This window comes from Streptomyces sp. SD15, assembly GCF_054462255.1.
On sequence record NZ_JBTLMO010000004.1, the window covers coordinates 173,780 to 189,389 of the forward strand.

Sequence of the window (15,610 nt, forward strand, 5' to 3'; positions counted from 1 at the left end):
TGACGCAGCCTCTAACGACTGTCACATTCACGAGTGTCACGTTACGAACACGTACCGCGGTCAGCGTGGACATGGTGGAGCGGGTGGCATGACAACGGCAGCGGCAGGCGAACTCTCGGCGGAACTGCGGGGGTTCAGAGACGTACAGCGCCTCGCGTACGAGTGCGCGGAGGCGGTCGCGGCGCGGCTGAAGCCGGGTGTGACCGAGCGCGAGGCGGCGCGCATGCAGCGCGAGTGGCTGGGCGAGCACGGGGTGCGCGACTGGTTCCACCTGCCCTTCGCCTGGTTCGGCGACCGCACGGCGTTCGCGAACTTCCGCATCCCACTGCAGTTCTTCCCCACCAACCGCCGCCTGGAAGCGGGGATGCCGTTCATCCTCGACATGGCCCCCGTCCACAGGGGCTTTACGGCGGACATCGGCTACTCGGGCTCCCTGGGCCCGAATCCCGTGCAGGACAAGCTGCTCGCCGACCTGGAGGCGCACCGAGAGCTGATCCTGCGGGAGGTGCGCGAACGCAGGCCCCTGCGCGAGATCTATGAGGACGTTGACCGGCTCATGGTCCGCCAGGGCCATGCGAACCGGCATCGCGCGTACCCCTTCGGCGTGATCGCGCACAAGGTCGACCGGGTGCGGGAGCGTCCCTGGTCGCCTCGCCTGTTCGGGTTCGGCACGCAGTCCCTGAAGGGGCTGGCGAGCGACGCGCTGCACGGGCACCGCGACGGCTGGTCGCCGCTGTGGTCGCCGTACAAGTTCTCCGACCATCCGCCCCGGCCGGGGCTGTGGGCGGTCGAACCCCACCTCGGATTCCGGGGTACGGGTGCGAAGTTCGAGGAGATCCTGGTCGTCACCGACTCCAAGGACCCTGATCAGAGCGCGTTCTGGCTGGACGACGAGCTGCCGCACGTGCGGCGCTGGGCGGAGGACAAGTGAGTCTCGAGGGCGCGCGCGAGCGCTGGGTTCGGACGGGCGGAGTCGAACTGTGCGTCGCCGAGTTGGGCGATCCCGCACAGCCCACGGTAGTGCTCGTGCACGGCTATCCGGACTCCAAGGAAGTGTGGTCCGAGGTCGCGACACGCCTCGCCGAGCGCTTTCATGTCGTGCTCTACGACGTCCGAGGACACGGCAGATCGACGGCGCCGCAGCCGCTGCGCGGCGGGTTCACGCTGGAGAAGCTGACGGACGACTTCCTGGCGGTCGTGAACACGGTCAGCCCCGACAGGCCGGTGCACCTGGTGGGGCACGACTGGGGCTCGGTGCAGTCCTGGGAGTTCGTGACGGTGGAGCGCACGGAGGGCCGGATCGCGTCCTTCACGTCGATGTCCGGGCCGTCCCTCGACCACTTCGGGCACTGGATCAAGCAGCGGGTGAAGCGGCCCACCCCGCGCAGGATCGGCCAACTTCTGGGCCAGGGAGCCAAGTCCTGGTACGTGTATCTGCTGCACACCCCCCTCCTGCCCGAGCTCGCCTGGCGCGGCCCGCTCGGCAAGCAGTGGCCGAAGATCCTCCAGCGGGTCGAGAAGGTGCCTTTGGGCGGGGGCGACTATCCGACCCCGTCACTGCCCTCGGACGCGGCGCACGGTGCCTGGCTGTACCGCGACAACGTCCGGGCACGGCTGAGCAGGCCGCGTCCGGATGCGCACGCGCACGCGCCCGTGCAGCTCGTCACGCCCCTGGGGGACCCGTTTCTCTCCGAGCGGCTCTACGACGAGCTGGAGCAGTGGGCCCCGGGGCTGGTGCGTCGCACGCTTGGGGCCAAGCACTGGATTCCGCGCACGCGTCCCGATCAACTGGCCGCCTGGATCACGGAGTTCGCGCAGGCCCATGAGGGCGGCGCATCCGTGCCTCCGGCCCTGGCCACCGGCAAGTACGCGGACCGGTTCGGCGGACAGCTCGTGCTGGTCACCGGCGCGGGCAGCGGCATCGGGCGGGCCACCGCCTTCGCGTTCGCCGAGGCCGGTGCGCGTGTGGTGGCCGTCGACCGCGACGCCGAGGGCGCGACCCGCACGGCGGAGATGTCCCGGCTGATCGGCTCCCCCGAGGCCTGGGCCGAGACGGTCGACGTCTCGGACGAGCAGGCCATGGAGAAGCTCGCGGACAAGGTCGCCACCGAGTACGGCGTCGTGGACGTGCTGGTGAACAACGCCGGGATCGGGTTGTCGGGCTCCTTCTTCGACACGACTCCGGAGGACTGGAAGAAGGTCCTCGACGTCAACCTGTGGGGTGTGATCCACGGTTGCCGGCTCTTCGGGAAGCAGATGGCCGAGCGCGGCCAGGGCGGCCATATCGTCAACACCGCGTCGGCGGCGGCGTACCAGCCGTCAAAGGCGCTGCCCGCCTACAGCGCCTCCAAGGCGGCCGTGCTGATGCTCAGCGAGTGTCTGCGCGCGGAGCTGGCAGGCCAGGGCATCGGCGTCTCGGCGATCTGCCCCGGCTTCGTCAACACGAACATCACCTCGACCGCGCACTTCGCCGGGGTCGACGCCACCGAGGAGAGGCGCCGGCAGAAGAAGTCGGCGCGGCTGTACGGGCTGCGCAACTACCCGCCGGAGAAGGTGGCCGACGCGATCCTGCGCGCGGTCGTCCGCAACGAGGCGGTCGTGCCCGTCACCCCCGAGGCGCGCGGCGCCCACCTCATGTCCCGTTTCATGCCACGGGCGTTGCGGGCGATCGCACGAGTGGAGCCGCCGCTGTGAGCGACTGAAAGGAGCTCGGCACAGCCGTACTCCGGTGTCCACAGCGGCCGTACCATCCCTCGCAGGAGGGCCGGGGGATGGACCCGGGAGGGCAGGGAGCGTGAACGACGAGCCGGTCGGTGCCGCGTACCGCATCGAGGACCTGGCGCACCACAGCGGCGCCACGGTTCGCACGATCCGCGCCTATCAGGACCGCGGGCTGCTGCCCCGCCCCGAGCGGCGCGGCCGCGCCAATGTGTATGCGGACGCGCATCTCGCCCGGCTGCGGCAGATCGCCGACCTCCTGGACCGCGGCTACACGCTGGCCTCCATCAAGGAGCTTCTGGAGGCCTGGGATACGGGCCGTGGCCTGGGCGGGATCCTCGGGCTGGTCGCGGAGGTCGACGGACCGTGGACCGACGAGGAGGCGATACGGATCTCGCGCTCGGAGCTGGACGAGCGGTTCGGCAACAGCCCCGACGACGCGGCGGTGGCCGACGCCGTGGAGCTCGGCGTGCTGGTGCCGGTCCCGGGCGACGAGGACTCCTTTCTCGTTCCGAGCCCCCAAGAGCTCGCCGTGGCCGTGGAGTTGTACGCGGCCGGTGTTCCGCTGTCCGCGATCTCGGGCCACCTGCGGGAGTTGAGGGTCAAGGTCGAGCACATCGCCTCTCGTTTCCTCGAGTTCACCACCGAGCACGTCTTCGCGCGCTATCTCGGCGAGCGTCCGCCGACGGACGCGGAAGCGGTCGAGGCGGCATCGCTCGTACGCCGTCTGCGGCCGCTCGCACAGCAGACGGTGGACGCCGAACTGGCCCGCGCCATGCGGCTGTTCGCTGTTCGACATCTGCGTCAGCACCTGGGCGCGGAGCAACCGCGGGAGCGTCGGAGCGCGACACACTCCGTGGAGATCCCCGCGGAGACAATGCGCGCTGTGGAGCGGCTGGTTGGCGCGGACGAGGTGGCCACGTTCATCGCGGCGGCCGCCGAACGGGAGGTACAGGCACGGATCTTGAACCGACTCGCCTCAAACCAGGACAATGACAGCCCTATTGATGAAATACCCTAACTCACCATCGAGTTGTCCACAGATTCGCCAATTCCTCTGTGGATAACCGCACTTGGTTGTGGATCAAACCTCCGAACCAAAATCAAATGCGTGATCCGTCTCTCGCGGGCACCCTGGAGTGATGGATGAAAGACGCACCGTGAAGGTGTCGAAATACCTCTCGAAACATCTGCGGCATCAGCCCGAGCGGATCGGGCTCACGCTCGGTGAGGGCGGCTGGGTCGAGATCGACACCCTGATCGCGGCAGCCGCCGCGCACGGCTTCCGGTTCAGCCGCGACGAGCTCGACCACGTCGTGGCCACGAACGACAAGCGGCGCTTCGCCGTCGAAGGCACCCGCATCCGGGCCAGCCAGGGTCACTCCGTCGAGGTCGACCTCGGACTGCCCCCGGCGACCCCGCCGGCGTACCTCTACCACGGGACCGTGGCCCGCAACCTGGACGCGATCCGCGCCGAGGGCCTCAAGCCCATGAACCGGCACGACGTGCACCTGTCACCGGACCGGGAGACCGCCACCCGGGTCGGCGCGCGCCGCGGCCGACCGGTCGTGCTCGGCGTGGACGCCGCCGCCATGCACCGCGACGGCCATGTCTTCCGGGTCAGCGCGAACGGAGTGTGGCTCACCGAGGCCGTCCCGCCGGGCTACCTGCGGTTTCCCGGACCGCACTGACCGGCCGCCGCTACCGAGAGCCGCCACGGTCACCCCGCGCTCACGCTCCGCGCCGGGCACGGTCACCCCCCGCCTCCGCTTACGCTCGATGCATGAGTCTGCGTCTGAGCACTGTGATCCTGCCGTACCTCCGCTGGCACGAGGGCGGGCGGCACGCCTGGCAGCGTGCGGAGCAGCTGGGCTTTCACGCCGGGTTCACGTACGACCATCTGTCGTGGCGGACCTTCCGGGACGGCCCCTGGTTCGGTGCCGTACCGACACTGACCGCCGCGGCCGCCGTCACCGACCAGATCCGCCTCGGCACGCTGGTGACCTCGCCGAACTTCCGGCACCCGGTGACCCTCGCCAAGGAACTGATCTCCCTCGACGACATCTCGAACGGCCGGATCACCCTGGGCGTCGGCGCGGGCGGCACCGGCTTCGACGCGACGACGCTGTTGAAGAGCGACGAGGACCCCTGGACGCCGCGCGAGCGCGCCGACCGCTTGGGCGAGTTCGTACCGCTGCTCGACCGGCTCCTCACCGAGGACGGTACGGACGGGGTCTCGCACGACGGCGACTTCTACTCGGCGCACGAGGCGCGCAACATCCCCGGCTGTGTCCAGCGCCCCCGGCTGCCCTTCGCGGTGGCCGCCACCGGTCCGCGCGGACTGAAGCTCGCCGCCCGGTACGGGCAGGCGTGGGTGACGACGGGAGACCCGAAACTTTACGAGACGGGCACCCCTGAGCAGTCGATTCAGGCCATTCGCGGTCAGGCCGAGAAGTTGGCCGCCGCCTGCGCCACGGTCGGCCGGGACGTGGCCGAGCTCGACAAGATCCTGCTCACCGGTTTCACCCCGGACCGCGGCCGTCCGCTGCAGTCCCTGGACGCGTTCGTCGACTTCGCGGGCAGACACGCGGAGCTGGGCTTCACCGACATCGTGATCCACTGGCCCATCCCCGACTCCGACTTCGCGGCGGACGAGAAGGTCTTCGAGCGCATCGCCATGGAGGCCCCTGCGCAGCTGGGCTGACCCCGAGGCTGTCGGCGGCCGCGACAGCGGGGTGTGACGGTGCTGGTGAGGGCGGTAACCACTCGCCTGTGCGGACTGCCGCACGACCGTGCGGGCATATGCGCGAGAATGGCCGGGTGACCTCAGCGACTCGACAGCCCGAACCCCCGGCCTCCCCCAAGCTCTCGGCTGCGCTCGAGCGGGAAGGTACCCCCGTCCTCCCGCCACGGCTGATCGCCACGGACCTCGACGGCACCCTGCTGCGCGACGACAAGTCCGTGTCCGAGCGCACGGTCGCCGCCCTCGCCGCCGCCGAGGAGGCCGGCATCGAGGTCTTCTTCGTCACCGGCCGCCCGGCCCGCTGGATGGACGTCGTCAGCGACCATGTCCACGGACACGGACTGGCGATCTGCGGCAACGGCGCCGCCGTGGTCGACCTGCACGGCGGCCCCGGCGCCCACCGGTTCGTGAAGGTCCGGGAGCTGGCCCGGGAGAACGCGCTCGACGCCGTACGACTGGTGCGCGAGGCCGCGCCGGGCACCGTGTTCGCCATCGAGCAGACCTACGGCTTCTACCAGGAGCCGGAGTACCCCAAGCTGCACATGGAGACTCCCGACAGCCTCGCGCCCGCGGAGAAGCTCCTGGCCCCGGATGCGCCTGGTGCCGACGAACCGGTACTCAAGATCCTCGCCTTCCACCACGAGCTCGCCCCCGACGCCTTCCTCACCGCGGCCCGCATCGCGGTGGGCGACCGCGCCACCGTCACCCGCTCCAGCCCCAGCGCTTTGCTGGAGATCAGCGGCCCCGGCGTCTCCAAGGCCAGCACACTCGCACTGTGCTGTGCCGAGCGCGGCATCTCCCCCGAGGAGGTCGTCGCCTTCGGAGACATGCCGAACGACGTCGACATGCTCACCTGGGCGGGCACGTCGTACGCGATGGGCAACGCGCACCCCGACGCGATCACCGCGGCCTCCGGCCGCACGGTCGCCAACAACGACGACGGGGTCGCCGTCGTCATCGAGCGGATCATCGCCGAACGGCGGTAAGAGACGCCCACCAGGAGAACGCCTCTTACAGGCCGCCGGCTGACGCCCCCTACCGGACCGTGACCCCGTGCTCGGCCAGCCACGGCACCGGATCGACGGCCGAGCCCAGCTCGGGTGAGACCCTCGCCTCGAAGTGCAGATGCGGCCCGGTCGAGTTGCCGCTCGTGCCCGACTGTCCGATCCACTGCCCGGTCGTCACCACCTCACCCTGGTCGGCAGTGACGGAGGCGAGGTGCGCGTACTGCGTGCTGTAGCCACCCGGGTGCTCGATCACGATCTCGATGCCGAAGGCGCCGCCGCACGACACCTTCACCACCCGGCCCTCGCCGACCGCGCGCACCGGAGTGCCGATGGGCACCGCGAAGTCCTGGCCGGTGTGCTCGTTCGCCCACAACTCGCCATCGCTGCCGAAACCCGCGGAGAGTCGATACGTCTCCACCGGCGCGACCCACGCGGGCAAGGGCCCCGGCACCGGCTGATCGAGCCGGACGGCACCACGGCAGGAGCCGGACGCCACGGAGGCGTCCGCCTGGCTCTGCAGCGTCCACCGCGCCATCTCCAACTTCGCCTGGATGTTCCGCTTCAACTCGGCGAGATCGGCCTTCCACCGCTCCACCGCCTGCCACTCCGACCGGGCCTTCGCCTCGTCGGCGGCGAGCTTGGCCTCGGCCCGACGATTCTTGGCAACGGCGTTGCTGACGGCGAGATCCGCCTGCCACAGGGCGTGCTGACCGCGCATCAGCTCATCGGCGTTGTCCGCGAGCAGCAAATGCGCGACGTAGGGCAGTCCACCGCCCTCGCGGTACTGGGCGCGCGCCATCCGGCCCAGGTCCGCGTGCAGTGCCGCGATGTCGCGCCGTTCGCGCGCCAGGCGTTGCTCGGCCCGCCGCGCCTCGACCCGCCGTGCGTCGGCTTCCTTCCGTCCCGCTTCGTACTGCCGCGTCGCCACGGAGACGTCGTCGTACAGCCGCGCCACCTGCGCGGCGATGCCGGGGTCACTCCCGGGCCCGCTCTCGTCCTCGGCCGCCGAGGGCCAGGCCACCAGCACCGCGAATACGCACAGCAGCGTCGGCACGAGCAGGTGATGACGACGATATGAGCGCATGTCAGCAATCGTGTGCCGATCCGGCGGTCGCAGTCCTGTTCACGTCGTACACCCGGGGGACGCACACCCCCTGATGGCTCACCGAGTCGCACTGCGCTCCGCCGCGTGGGCGCGCTCACCCACAAACCACCCGCAGACTCAGAACGGCTCAACCCGCGGAGCGACCGGCGCCTGCCACACCACCGTCGCACCGCCGCCGTCCCCGCCGAGCCCCGGCCCGTACCAGCTGTCGCCGCCCAGCGACTCGGCGCGCTGCTTGAGGTTCTTCAGGCCGCTGCGTCGGCCGCCGTCGGGGATGCCGACGCCGTCGTCCGCGACGGTCAGCCGTACGCCCTGCCGCCCGTCCGGCAGCACCACGGTCGCGTCGACGACGACCTCGACGCGGGAGGCCCGGGCATGCCGGAAGGCATTGGAGAGGGTCTCGCGCAGGGCGGCGATGAGGTTCTTGCCGGTGAGTTCGCCGACCGCCGTGTCGACGGGCCCGACGAAGCGGTGTGCGGGCTTGAAGCCGAGGGGCACGGCGGCCATGTTGATCTCGCGCAGCACGCGGGTGCTCAGCCCGGACGGCCATTCGGCGGGGCCCTGTTGGAGTGCGAAGACCGCGGTGCGAATCTCCTGGATGGTGACGTCGAGTTCGTCGACCGCCTTGCCGATGCCCTCCCTCGCCTCGGGCGCGGCGGAGCTGCGCTGGGCGCTCTCCAGCATCATCCCGGTGGCGAACAGCCGTTGGATGACGAGGTCGTGCAGATCGCGGGCGATCCGGTCGCGGTCCTCGTAGACCGCGAGCCGCTCCCGGTCGCGCTGCGCCTCGGCCATCACCAGCGCGAGCGCGGCCTGCGAGGCGAAGTGGGCGGCGAGGGTCCGCTCGTTTGCCGTGAACGGGCGTCCGCCCCGCAGGCGGGACGTGCAGAGGGCCCCCAGGAGGCGGCCGTCGCTCAGCAAGGGAAGGATCATGGTCGGCCCGTAGGGGCGGGCGATTTCGGTAAGCGCACGTGGGTCGGTGGCCGCGTCGTCCATGAACACGGCCTCGCCGTCGAGGAGTTCGACAACTATCTCGCTCTCCGGCGGGATGACGAGTCCGAGCGTCGTGGGCGGGTGCTCCGAGGCGACGGCGACGATCTCCAGTCCGCCCTCGTCGGCGGGCAGTAGCACGAGCCCGGCGGCCGAGCCGGAGAGCCGGCGGGCCTGTTCGGCGACGACCCGGAGCGCGTCCTCGGCGTCGCGGCCCGACAGGAGCGCTGTGGTCACGGCCACCGAGCCGTCGATGCACCGCTCGCGCTGCTTGGCAGCCTCGTACAGCCGGGCGTTGCCGATCGCGATGCCCGCCTGCGTGGCCAGCACGTGGACCATTTTGAGGTCGTGGTCGTCGAACGGGCCGCCGCGTTTCTCGGTCAGGTACAGATTCCCGAAGACCTCGCCCTGCACGCGGATCGGAACACCCAGAAAGGTGCGCATCGGTGGGTGGTGCTCAGGGACGCCGCACGAGCGCGCGTCCTCGGTCAGTTGCGCGAGCAGTACCGGTTCCGGGTCGTGGATGAGCGCCCCGAGCAGCCCCTTGTGCCCGTCGGGCAGCCGCCCGATCCGCCGGGCGGTCTCCTCGTCGACCCCGTGGTAGACGAAGTCCACCAGCCCCTCGCCGTCCTCCGCGGCGACCCCGATGGCCGCGTAGCGGGCGTCGGCCAGCTCGGCCGCCGTCTCGCAGATCCGGATCAGCGTCGCGTGCAGCTCCAGGCCCGATCCGACCGACCGCAGCGCCTCCAGCAGCCTCGGCACCGACGGGTCCGGGCTGCCGCCGGGGCCGGGCGAGGTGGGGGCTACTGACATGCCTCGAGAGTAGTTAGTCCCATTTGTCATGGAAAGCGGGAGCCTGGTGGCCGGACGAGGATGTTCCCCGCCGAGGACGTTCCCCGCCGCCTCCGGCTCCTACGTGGTGTCGGCCTAGTGCCCCACTTTCACGGCCCCGAACAGCAGATCTCCCGCGGCCTCCCGCTCCACCATTTCCCGCAGCGGCCCCTCCAGCACGGACAGCTCGGCATACGCACCACGCTGCACCACACGCCCCTCGGCCAGCACGATCACCTCGTCCACCGCTTCCAGCCCGGCCAGCCGGTGCGTGATCAGCAGCGTCGTGCGGCCCTCGGTCACGGCCAGCAGGTCCGCGGTGAGCGCATCGGCCGTAGGCAGGTCGAGGTGTTCCGCGGGCTCGTCGAGGACGAGGACCGGGAAGTCGGCGAGCAGGGCGCGGGCGAGGGCGAGCCGCTGGCGCTGGCCGCCGGACAGCCGCGCCCCGTGCTCGCCGATCAGTGTGTCGAGCCCGGCGGGCAGCCCGTCCGCCCACTCCAGGAGCCGGGCCCGCGCGAGCGCGTCACGCAGCTCGGTCTCCGTGGCGTTCCTCCGGGCCAGCAGCAAGTTCTCGCGCACCGTGCTGTCGAAGAGGTGCGCGTCCTGGGCACAGAGCCCGACCAGACGGCGTACTTCGTCCCCGTCCATCTCGTTCGCATCCACACCGCCCAGCGTGTACGACCCCGCCTCCGCGTCCAGGAACCGCAGCAGCACCTGCGCGAGCGTGGTCTTTCCGGAACCGGAGGGGCCGACGACGGCGATCCTGCGGCCCTGCTCGAGGGTCAGGTCGAGGCCGGCCAGCGCGTCCCGGTCCTGTCCGGCGTGTCGGGCCTTGAGCCCTCGCGCGCGCAGCGGGAACGGTGAGGCGGGCGCCGCCTGCGGCCGCTCCGGTTCGCGTACGGGATCGGGGGCGTCCAGCACCTCGTACACACGCTCCGCGCTCTTGCGCACTCGCTGCCGGTACTGAACGGCCAGCGGCAGCCCCAGGACGGCCTCGAACGCGGCCAGCGGCGTGAGGACGACGACAGCCATCGCCACCCCGCTCAGGCGCCCTGCGGCGACCGCCTGGGCGCCGAAGAGAGCGGTCACCGCGACGGTCAGCCCGGTCGCCAGCGCGGTGAGCCCGTCCCCGAGCGCGGTCGCGGTGGCGGCCCGGGAAGCGATACGGGTGAGCACGGTGTCGGCCCGGCGGGCATCGGCCGTACGGGCGGGCAGCGCGCCCGCGACCGTCAACTCGGGCGTCCCGGTCAGGAGATCGGTCACGCGGGTCGCCAGGGCGCCGCGGGCGGGGGCCAGCCGCTGTTCCGCCCGGCGCGCCACAGCACCGGTCACCAGCGGGACACCGGCCCCCGCAGCCAGCAGCCCGACGGCGAGGACGGCCCCGGCCTCGGGCAACAGCCAGGTGGTGAAGCCGACGGAGGCGGCGGACACGAGGACCGCCGCGCCGGCGGGCAGCAGCCACCGCAGCCAGTAGTCCTGCAGGGCGTCCACGTCGGCGACGAGCCGCGACAGCAGATCGCCGCGCCGGGTCGTGCGCAGCCCCGCGGGGGCGAGGCGCTCGAGGCGTCGGTAGACGGCGACCCGGGTGTCGGCCAGCATCCGCAGCACCGCGTCGTGCGACACGAGCCGCTCCGCGTACCGGAAGACGGCCCGGCCGATCCCGAACGCCCGCGTGGCCGTCACGGCCAGCATCAGATACATGACCGGCGGCTGCTGAGAGGCCCGAGAGATGAGCCACCCGGAGGTGGCCATCAGCCCGACGGCACTGCCGAGCGCGAGGCTCCCGAGAAGCAGGGCCAGCGCGAATCGGCCGCTCCGGGGGCCCGCCATGGCACGGACCCGGGCAAGCACGCCGCCGCTCGGCTGCGGGGACAGGTACACCTCTTCCGCGTCCGCCGCGGGCAGGCCTTCCGGCTCGACCGGCCGGAGCTCCTGTGCGTCTCCGGTGTGCACGGAACCGGCCGCCGCGACAGGGTCCCCCGACTCCAGCCGCACCACCCGGTCGGCCACCGCCAGCAGTGCGGGCCGGTGCGCCACCAGCAGCACCGTCCGCCCGACGGCGAGCCGGCGCACCGCCGCCACGATCGCTTCCTCCGTCGCTCCGTCGAGCGATGCCGTCGGCTCGTCGAGGAGGAGCACCGGCCGGTCCGCCAGAAACGCCCGGGCCAGGGCGAGACGTTGACGCTGCCCGGCGGACAGACCGGCGCCGTCCTCGCCAAGGACCGTCTCGACCCCGTCGGGGAGGACGTCGACGAATTCCAGCGCCCCCGCGTCGGCCAGCGCCCGCCGCACCGCCGCGTCGTCGGCATCGGGCCGCGCCAGCCGTACATTCTCGGCGATCGAGCCGACGTAGAGGTGCGGCCGCTGCGGCACCCAGGCCACCCGGGAGCGCCACTCCTCCACATCGGCCTCGGCAAGATCGACCCCTCCGATCCGCACTCGGCCCGCAGCGGGCTCCACGAATCCCAGCAGCACGTTCAGCAGCGTCGACTTGCCCACACCGCTCGGCCCGACCAGGGCGACCGTCTCGCCGGGCTCGACCACGAAGGAGACATCGGAGACCGCGTCCCCTGAACGCCCCGGGTACCGGACCGTCACCCCCTCGAAGCCGATCTCCCCCTTCGGCACGAGAAGCGCCCCGGCGGCCGGCGCCGGGGTCTCCAGCACCGAGAAGATCTCCTCCGCCGCCGCGAGCCCCTCGGCGGCGGCGTGGTACTGCGCCCCCACCTGGCGCAGCGGCAGATACGCCTCGGGCGCGAGGACGAGGATGACGAGCCCCACGTAAAGATCCATGTCGCCGTGGACGAGCCGCATCCCGATGGTCACCGCGACCAGCGCGACCGAGATGGTGGCAAGCAGTTCCAGCGCGAAGGACGACAGAAAGGCGATCCGCAGCGTCCGCATGGTCGCCTGCCGGTACTCCCCGGTGATCCGCCGGATCGACTCGGCCTGCGCCTTGGCCCGGCCGAAGACCTTGAGCGTCGGCAGCCCGGCGACCACGTCCAGGAAGTGCCCGGAAAGCCGTGACAGCAGCCGCCACTGCCGGTCCATCTGCGACCGCGTGGCCCAGCCGATCAACGCCATGAAGAGAGGGATGAGCGGCAGCGTGACGACGATGATCGCCGCCGATACCCAGTCCTCGGTGACGATCCGCGCGAGCACTGCCACGGGCACCACGACCGCAAGCCCCAACTGCGGGAGATAACGCGAGAAGTAGTCGTCGAGTGCGTCCACTCCCCGCGTGGCGAGGGCGACGAGCGAGCCCGTCCGCTGTCCGCTCAGCCACCCGGGACCGAGCGCGGCGGCCCGCTCCAGCAACCGTCCCCGCAACTCCGACTTCACCGCCGCGCTTGCCCGGTGCGCGGCGAGCTCGGTGAGCCATGCGACAACCGCCCGGCCGATCGCGACCGACGCCAACAACATGAGCGGCGTCCGTAGTTCGGCAACCGACATCTCGTGCTGGAAGGCGCCGACCACCACTTCGGCGATGAGCATCGCCTGGGCGATGACCAGCGCCGCCCCGAGGCCTCCCAGGCCGACGACCGCCACGAGGAAGAGGCGGGTGGCGCGGGCATATCGGAGAAGACGCGGGTCAATTGGTTTCACGTGAAACACACCCTTGGCTCATCGGGCATGTTTCACGTGAAACATGCCGGTAGTTCGGAATCAGTGCCCGGTCTCCACCGCGAGGTGCTGCGTACCGATCCGCTTGCGGAACACCCAGTAGGTCCACGACTGATAGAGCAGGACCAGCGGCGTGGCGATCCCCGCGCACCAGGTCATGATCTTCAGGGTGTACGGACTCGACGAGGCGTTCGTGACGGTCAGGCTCCAGTCGTCATTGAGCGAGGACGGCATGACGTTCGGGAAGAGCACCAGGAAGAGCATCGCGACGGCCGCCACGATGGTGAGCCCCGACCATGCGAACGCCCAGCCCTCACGCCCGGCCCTGACCGCTACCAGAGCCACCACCAGCGCGACCACGGCCACGATCATGGCGGCCAGAGACGTACCGTCGCCCTTGTCGGCCTGCGTCCAGATCAGGAAGACGAGCGCCAGCACGGCAGTCACCAAGCCGACCTGAAGCGCCAGCTTCCGCGCCCGTTCCCGTATGTCCCCGACAGTCTTGAGCCCGACGAACACCGTCCCGTGGAAGGTGAACAGCGTCAGCGTGACCAGCCCGCCGAGAAGCGCGTACGGATTGAGCAGGTCGCCGACCGTACCCACGTACTCGAAGCTCTGGTCGATCTTCACGCCGCGCACAATGTTGCCGAAGGCCACACCCCACAGGAACGCGGGAAGCAGCGAGGTCCAGAAGATCGCGGTCTCCCAGTTGCGCTGCCAACTCTCCTCGGGCCGCTTCACCCGGTATTCGAAGGCGACACCGCGCACGATCAGGCACACCAGGATGAGCAGCAGTGGCAGATAGAAGCCGGAGAAGAGCGTGGCGTACCACTCGGGGAAGGCGGCGAAGGTCGCGCCGGCCGCGGAGAGCAGCCACACCTCGTTGCCGTCCCAGACGGGGCCGATCGTGTTGATCAGGACCCGCTTCTCGGCGCGGTCCCGGGCCAGCAGCTTGGTGAGGACGCCGACCCCGAAGTCGAAGCCCTCCAGGAAGAAGTAGCCGGTCCAGAGGACCGCGATGAGGACGAACCATACGTCGTGGATTTCCATGACTTGAGCGCTCCCTGGGCCTAGTAGGAGAAGGCCATCGGCTTGTCGGCGTCCTGGGAGTCGCCGCCGATCTTGGTGGGCGGGTTGAGGTCGGCCTCGGTGAGCTCCGGCGGCCCCTGTTTGACGTACTTGAGCATCAGCTTCACCTCGATGACGGCGAGGATTGCGTAGATGAGGGTGAACACGATCAGAGAGGTCAGCACCTCACCCTGCGAGACCCCCGGCGAGACCGCGTCCTTGGTCCTCAGCAGGCCGTAGACCACCCAGGGCTGACGCCCTGTCTCGGTGAAGATCCAGCCCCACGAAATGCCGATGATCGGGAAGATCAACGTCCACTGGGACAGCCGCCACCACCAGATGCCGAGCCTCGGCGTCAGCTCCCGGCGCTTGGTCAGCATGAGCTTCGGTACGTCCTCGTCGCCGGTGCGGTGTTCCGGTGCCAGCCAGAGCTTCCGCCTGGTCAGCCAGAGGCCGGCGGCGCACAGGGTCATCGAGACCCCGCCGAAGCCGATCATCCAGCGGTACGACCAGTAGGCGGTGGGGATGTTGGGACGGTAGTCGCCGGGCCCGAACTGCTCCTGTTCGGCCTTGTTGATGTCGTTGATGCCGGGAACCTCGGCGTTGAAGTTGCCCTTGGCGAGGAAGGAGAGTACCCCCGGGACCTCGATGGCGACCGTGTTGTGGCCCTTGGCGACATCGCCATACGCGAAGAGCGAGAAGGGTGCGGGCTGCTGCGATTCCCACAGGGCTTCGGCGGCCGACATCTTCATCGGCTGCTGCTCGTACATCACCTTGCCGAGGGTGTCGGCGCTGACGACGGTGAGGATCGTGCCGACGAGCGCGGTGACCAAGCCGAGCCGCAGTGACATCCGCATGGTGCGGATGTGCCGCTTCTTGCGGAGGTGGAAGACCGCGATGCCGGTCATGAAGGCGCCGCCGACCAGGATGGAGGCGCTGATGACGTGCCAGAAGTTGACGAGCGCCGTCTCCTGGAAGAGCACCTTGGGAAAGTCGGTGAGCTCGGCCCGCATCGTGCCGTCCGCCTTCTTCACGAGCCGGTAGCCGACCGGGTGCTGCATGAAGGAGTTGGCCGCCATGATGAAGTACGCCGACAGGATGGTGCCGATGGAGACCATCCAGATACAGGCGAGGTGGATCTTCTTCGGCAGCTTGTCCCAGCCGAAGATCCACAGCCCGATGAAGGTGGACTCGAAGAAGAAGGCGATCAGGGCCTCGAAGGCGAGCGGGGCACCGAAGACGTCACCGACGAAGCGCGAGTAGTCGGACCAGTTCATGCCGAACTGGAACTCCTGCACGATGCCGGTCACGACACCCATGGCGATATTGATCAGGAACAGCTTCCCCCAGAACTTGGTCGCCTTGAGGTAGTGCTCCTTGCCTGTCCGCACCCAGGCGGTCTCCAGAATCGCCGTGAGCGCGGCGAGCGAGATCGTCAGGGGAACGAAGAGGAAGTGGTAGACGGTGGTGATGCCGAACTGCCATCGCGCCAGTGTCTCCGGCGCCAAAGCCAATTCCACGTCG

11 protein-coding genes are annotated in these 15,610 nt (G+C 70.2%); 6 read left to right on the top strand and 5 right to left on the bottom strand.

Annotation, left to right across the window (positions count from 1 at the left end; translation table 11 throughout):
• Positions 1-88 precede the first annotated feature (88 nt).
• The 6 genes from ACX28W_RS05845 to ACX28W_RS05870 all read left to right on the top strand — a co-directional run bounded on the left by ACX28W_RS05845 (position 89) and on the right by ACX28W_RS05870 (position 6,447).
• Positions 89-931 (top strand): M24 family metallopeptidase, encoded by an 843-nt coding sequence (locus ACX28W_RS05845; RefSeq protein ID WP_458997663.1) that lies wholly within the window; start codon positions 89-91, stop codon positions 929-931.
• Positions 928-2,694: an SDR family oxidoreductase gene (locus tag ACX28W_RS05850; protein ID WP_458997664.1), complete on the top strand. Its 1,767-nt coding sequence runs from the start codon at positions 928-930 to the stop codon at positions 2,692-2,694. The genes ACX28W_RS05845 and ACX28W_RS05850 overlap by 4 nt, the downstream gene beginning before the upstream one ends.
• A gap of 100 nt (positions 2,695-2,794) precedes the next feature.
• Positions 2,795-3,739, top strand: coding sequence for a MerR family transcriptional regulator (locus ACX28W_RS05855; protein ID WP_458997665.1), 945 nt, complete (start codon positions 2,795-2,797; stop codon positions 3,737-3,739).
• A gap of 121 nt (positions 3,740-3,860) precedes the next feature.
• Positions 3,861-4,409, top strand: coding sequence for an RNA 2'-phosphotransferase (locus ACX28W_RS05860; protein WP_362071385.1), 549 nt, complete (start codon positions 3,861-3,863; stop codon positions 4,407-4,409).
• 92 nt (positions 4,410-4,501) lie between these two features.
• The gene (locus ACX28W_RS05865) at positions 4,502-5,422 is read left to right on the top strand and encodes an LLM class flavin-dependent oxidoreductase (RefSeq protein WP_458997666.1); all 921 of its coding nucleotides are present in this window, start codon (positions 4,502-4,504) and stop codon (positions 5,420-5,422) included.
• Between the two features lie 98 nt (positions 5,423-5,520).
• Positions 5,521-6,447: an HAD hydrolase family protein gene (locus ACX28W_RS05870; RefSeq protein WP_458997667.1), complete on the top strand. Its 927-nt coding sequence runs from the start codon at positions 5,521-5,523 to the stop codon at positions 6,445-6,447.
• Positions 6,448-6,496: 49 nt separating this feature from the next.
• Here ACX28W_RS05870 and ACX28W_RS05875 read toward each other — a convergent pair whose 3' ends face one another.
• The 5 genes from ACX28W_RS05875 to ACX28W_RS05895 all read right to left on the bottom strand — a co-directional run bounded on the left by ACX28W_RS05875 (position 6,497) and on the right by ACX28W_RS05895 (position 15,606).
• Positions 6,497-7,552 carry a murein hydrolase activator EnvC family protein gene (locus ACX28W_RS05875; protein ID WP_458997668.1) on the bottom strand — a complete coding sequence of 352 codons (1,056 nt, stop codon included), beginning with the start codon at positions 7,550-7,552 and terminating at the stop codon, positions 6,497-6,499.
• A gap of 138 nt (positions 7,553-7,690) precedes the next feature.
• Complete coding sequence (locus ACX28W_RS05880) at positions 7,691-9,376, bottom strand: GAF domain-containing sensor histidine kinase (protein WP_458997669.1); 1,686 nt, start codon at positions 9,374-9,376, stop codon at positions 7,691-7,693.
• Between the two features lie 114 nt (positions 9,377-9,490).
• The gene (cydD, locus tag ACX28W_RS05885; protein WP_458997670.1) at positions 9,491-13,000 is read right to left on the bottom strand and encodes a thiol reductant ABC exporter subunit CydD; all 3,510 of its coding nucleotides are present in this window, start codon (positions 12,998-13,000) and stop codon (positions 9,491-9,493) included.
• 60 nt (positions 13,001-13,060) lie between these two features.
• Positions 13,061-14,068 (bottom strand): cytochrome d ubiquinol oxidase subunit II, encoded by a 1,008-nt coding sequence (gene cydB, locus ACX28W_RS05890; protein ID WP_458997671.1) that lies wholly within the window; start codon positions 14,066-14,068, stop codon positions 13,061-13,063.
• Between the two features lie 20 nt (positions 14,069-14,088).
• Positions 14,089-15,606 carry a cytochrome ubiquinol oxidase subunit I gene (locus tag ACX28W_RS05895; protein ID WP_458997672.1) on the bottom strand — a complete coding sequence of 506 codons (1,518 nt, stop codon included), beginning with the start codon at positions 15,604-15,606 and terminating at the stop codon, positions 14,089-14,091.
• Between the last annotated feature and the right edge of the window lie 4 nt (positions 15,607-15,610).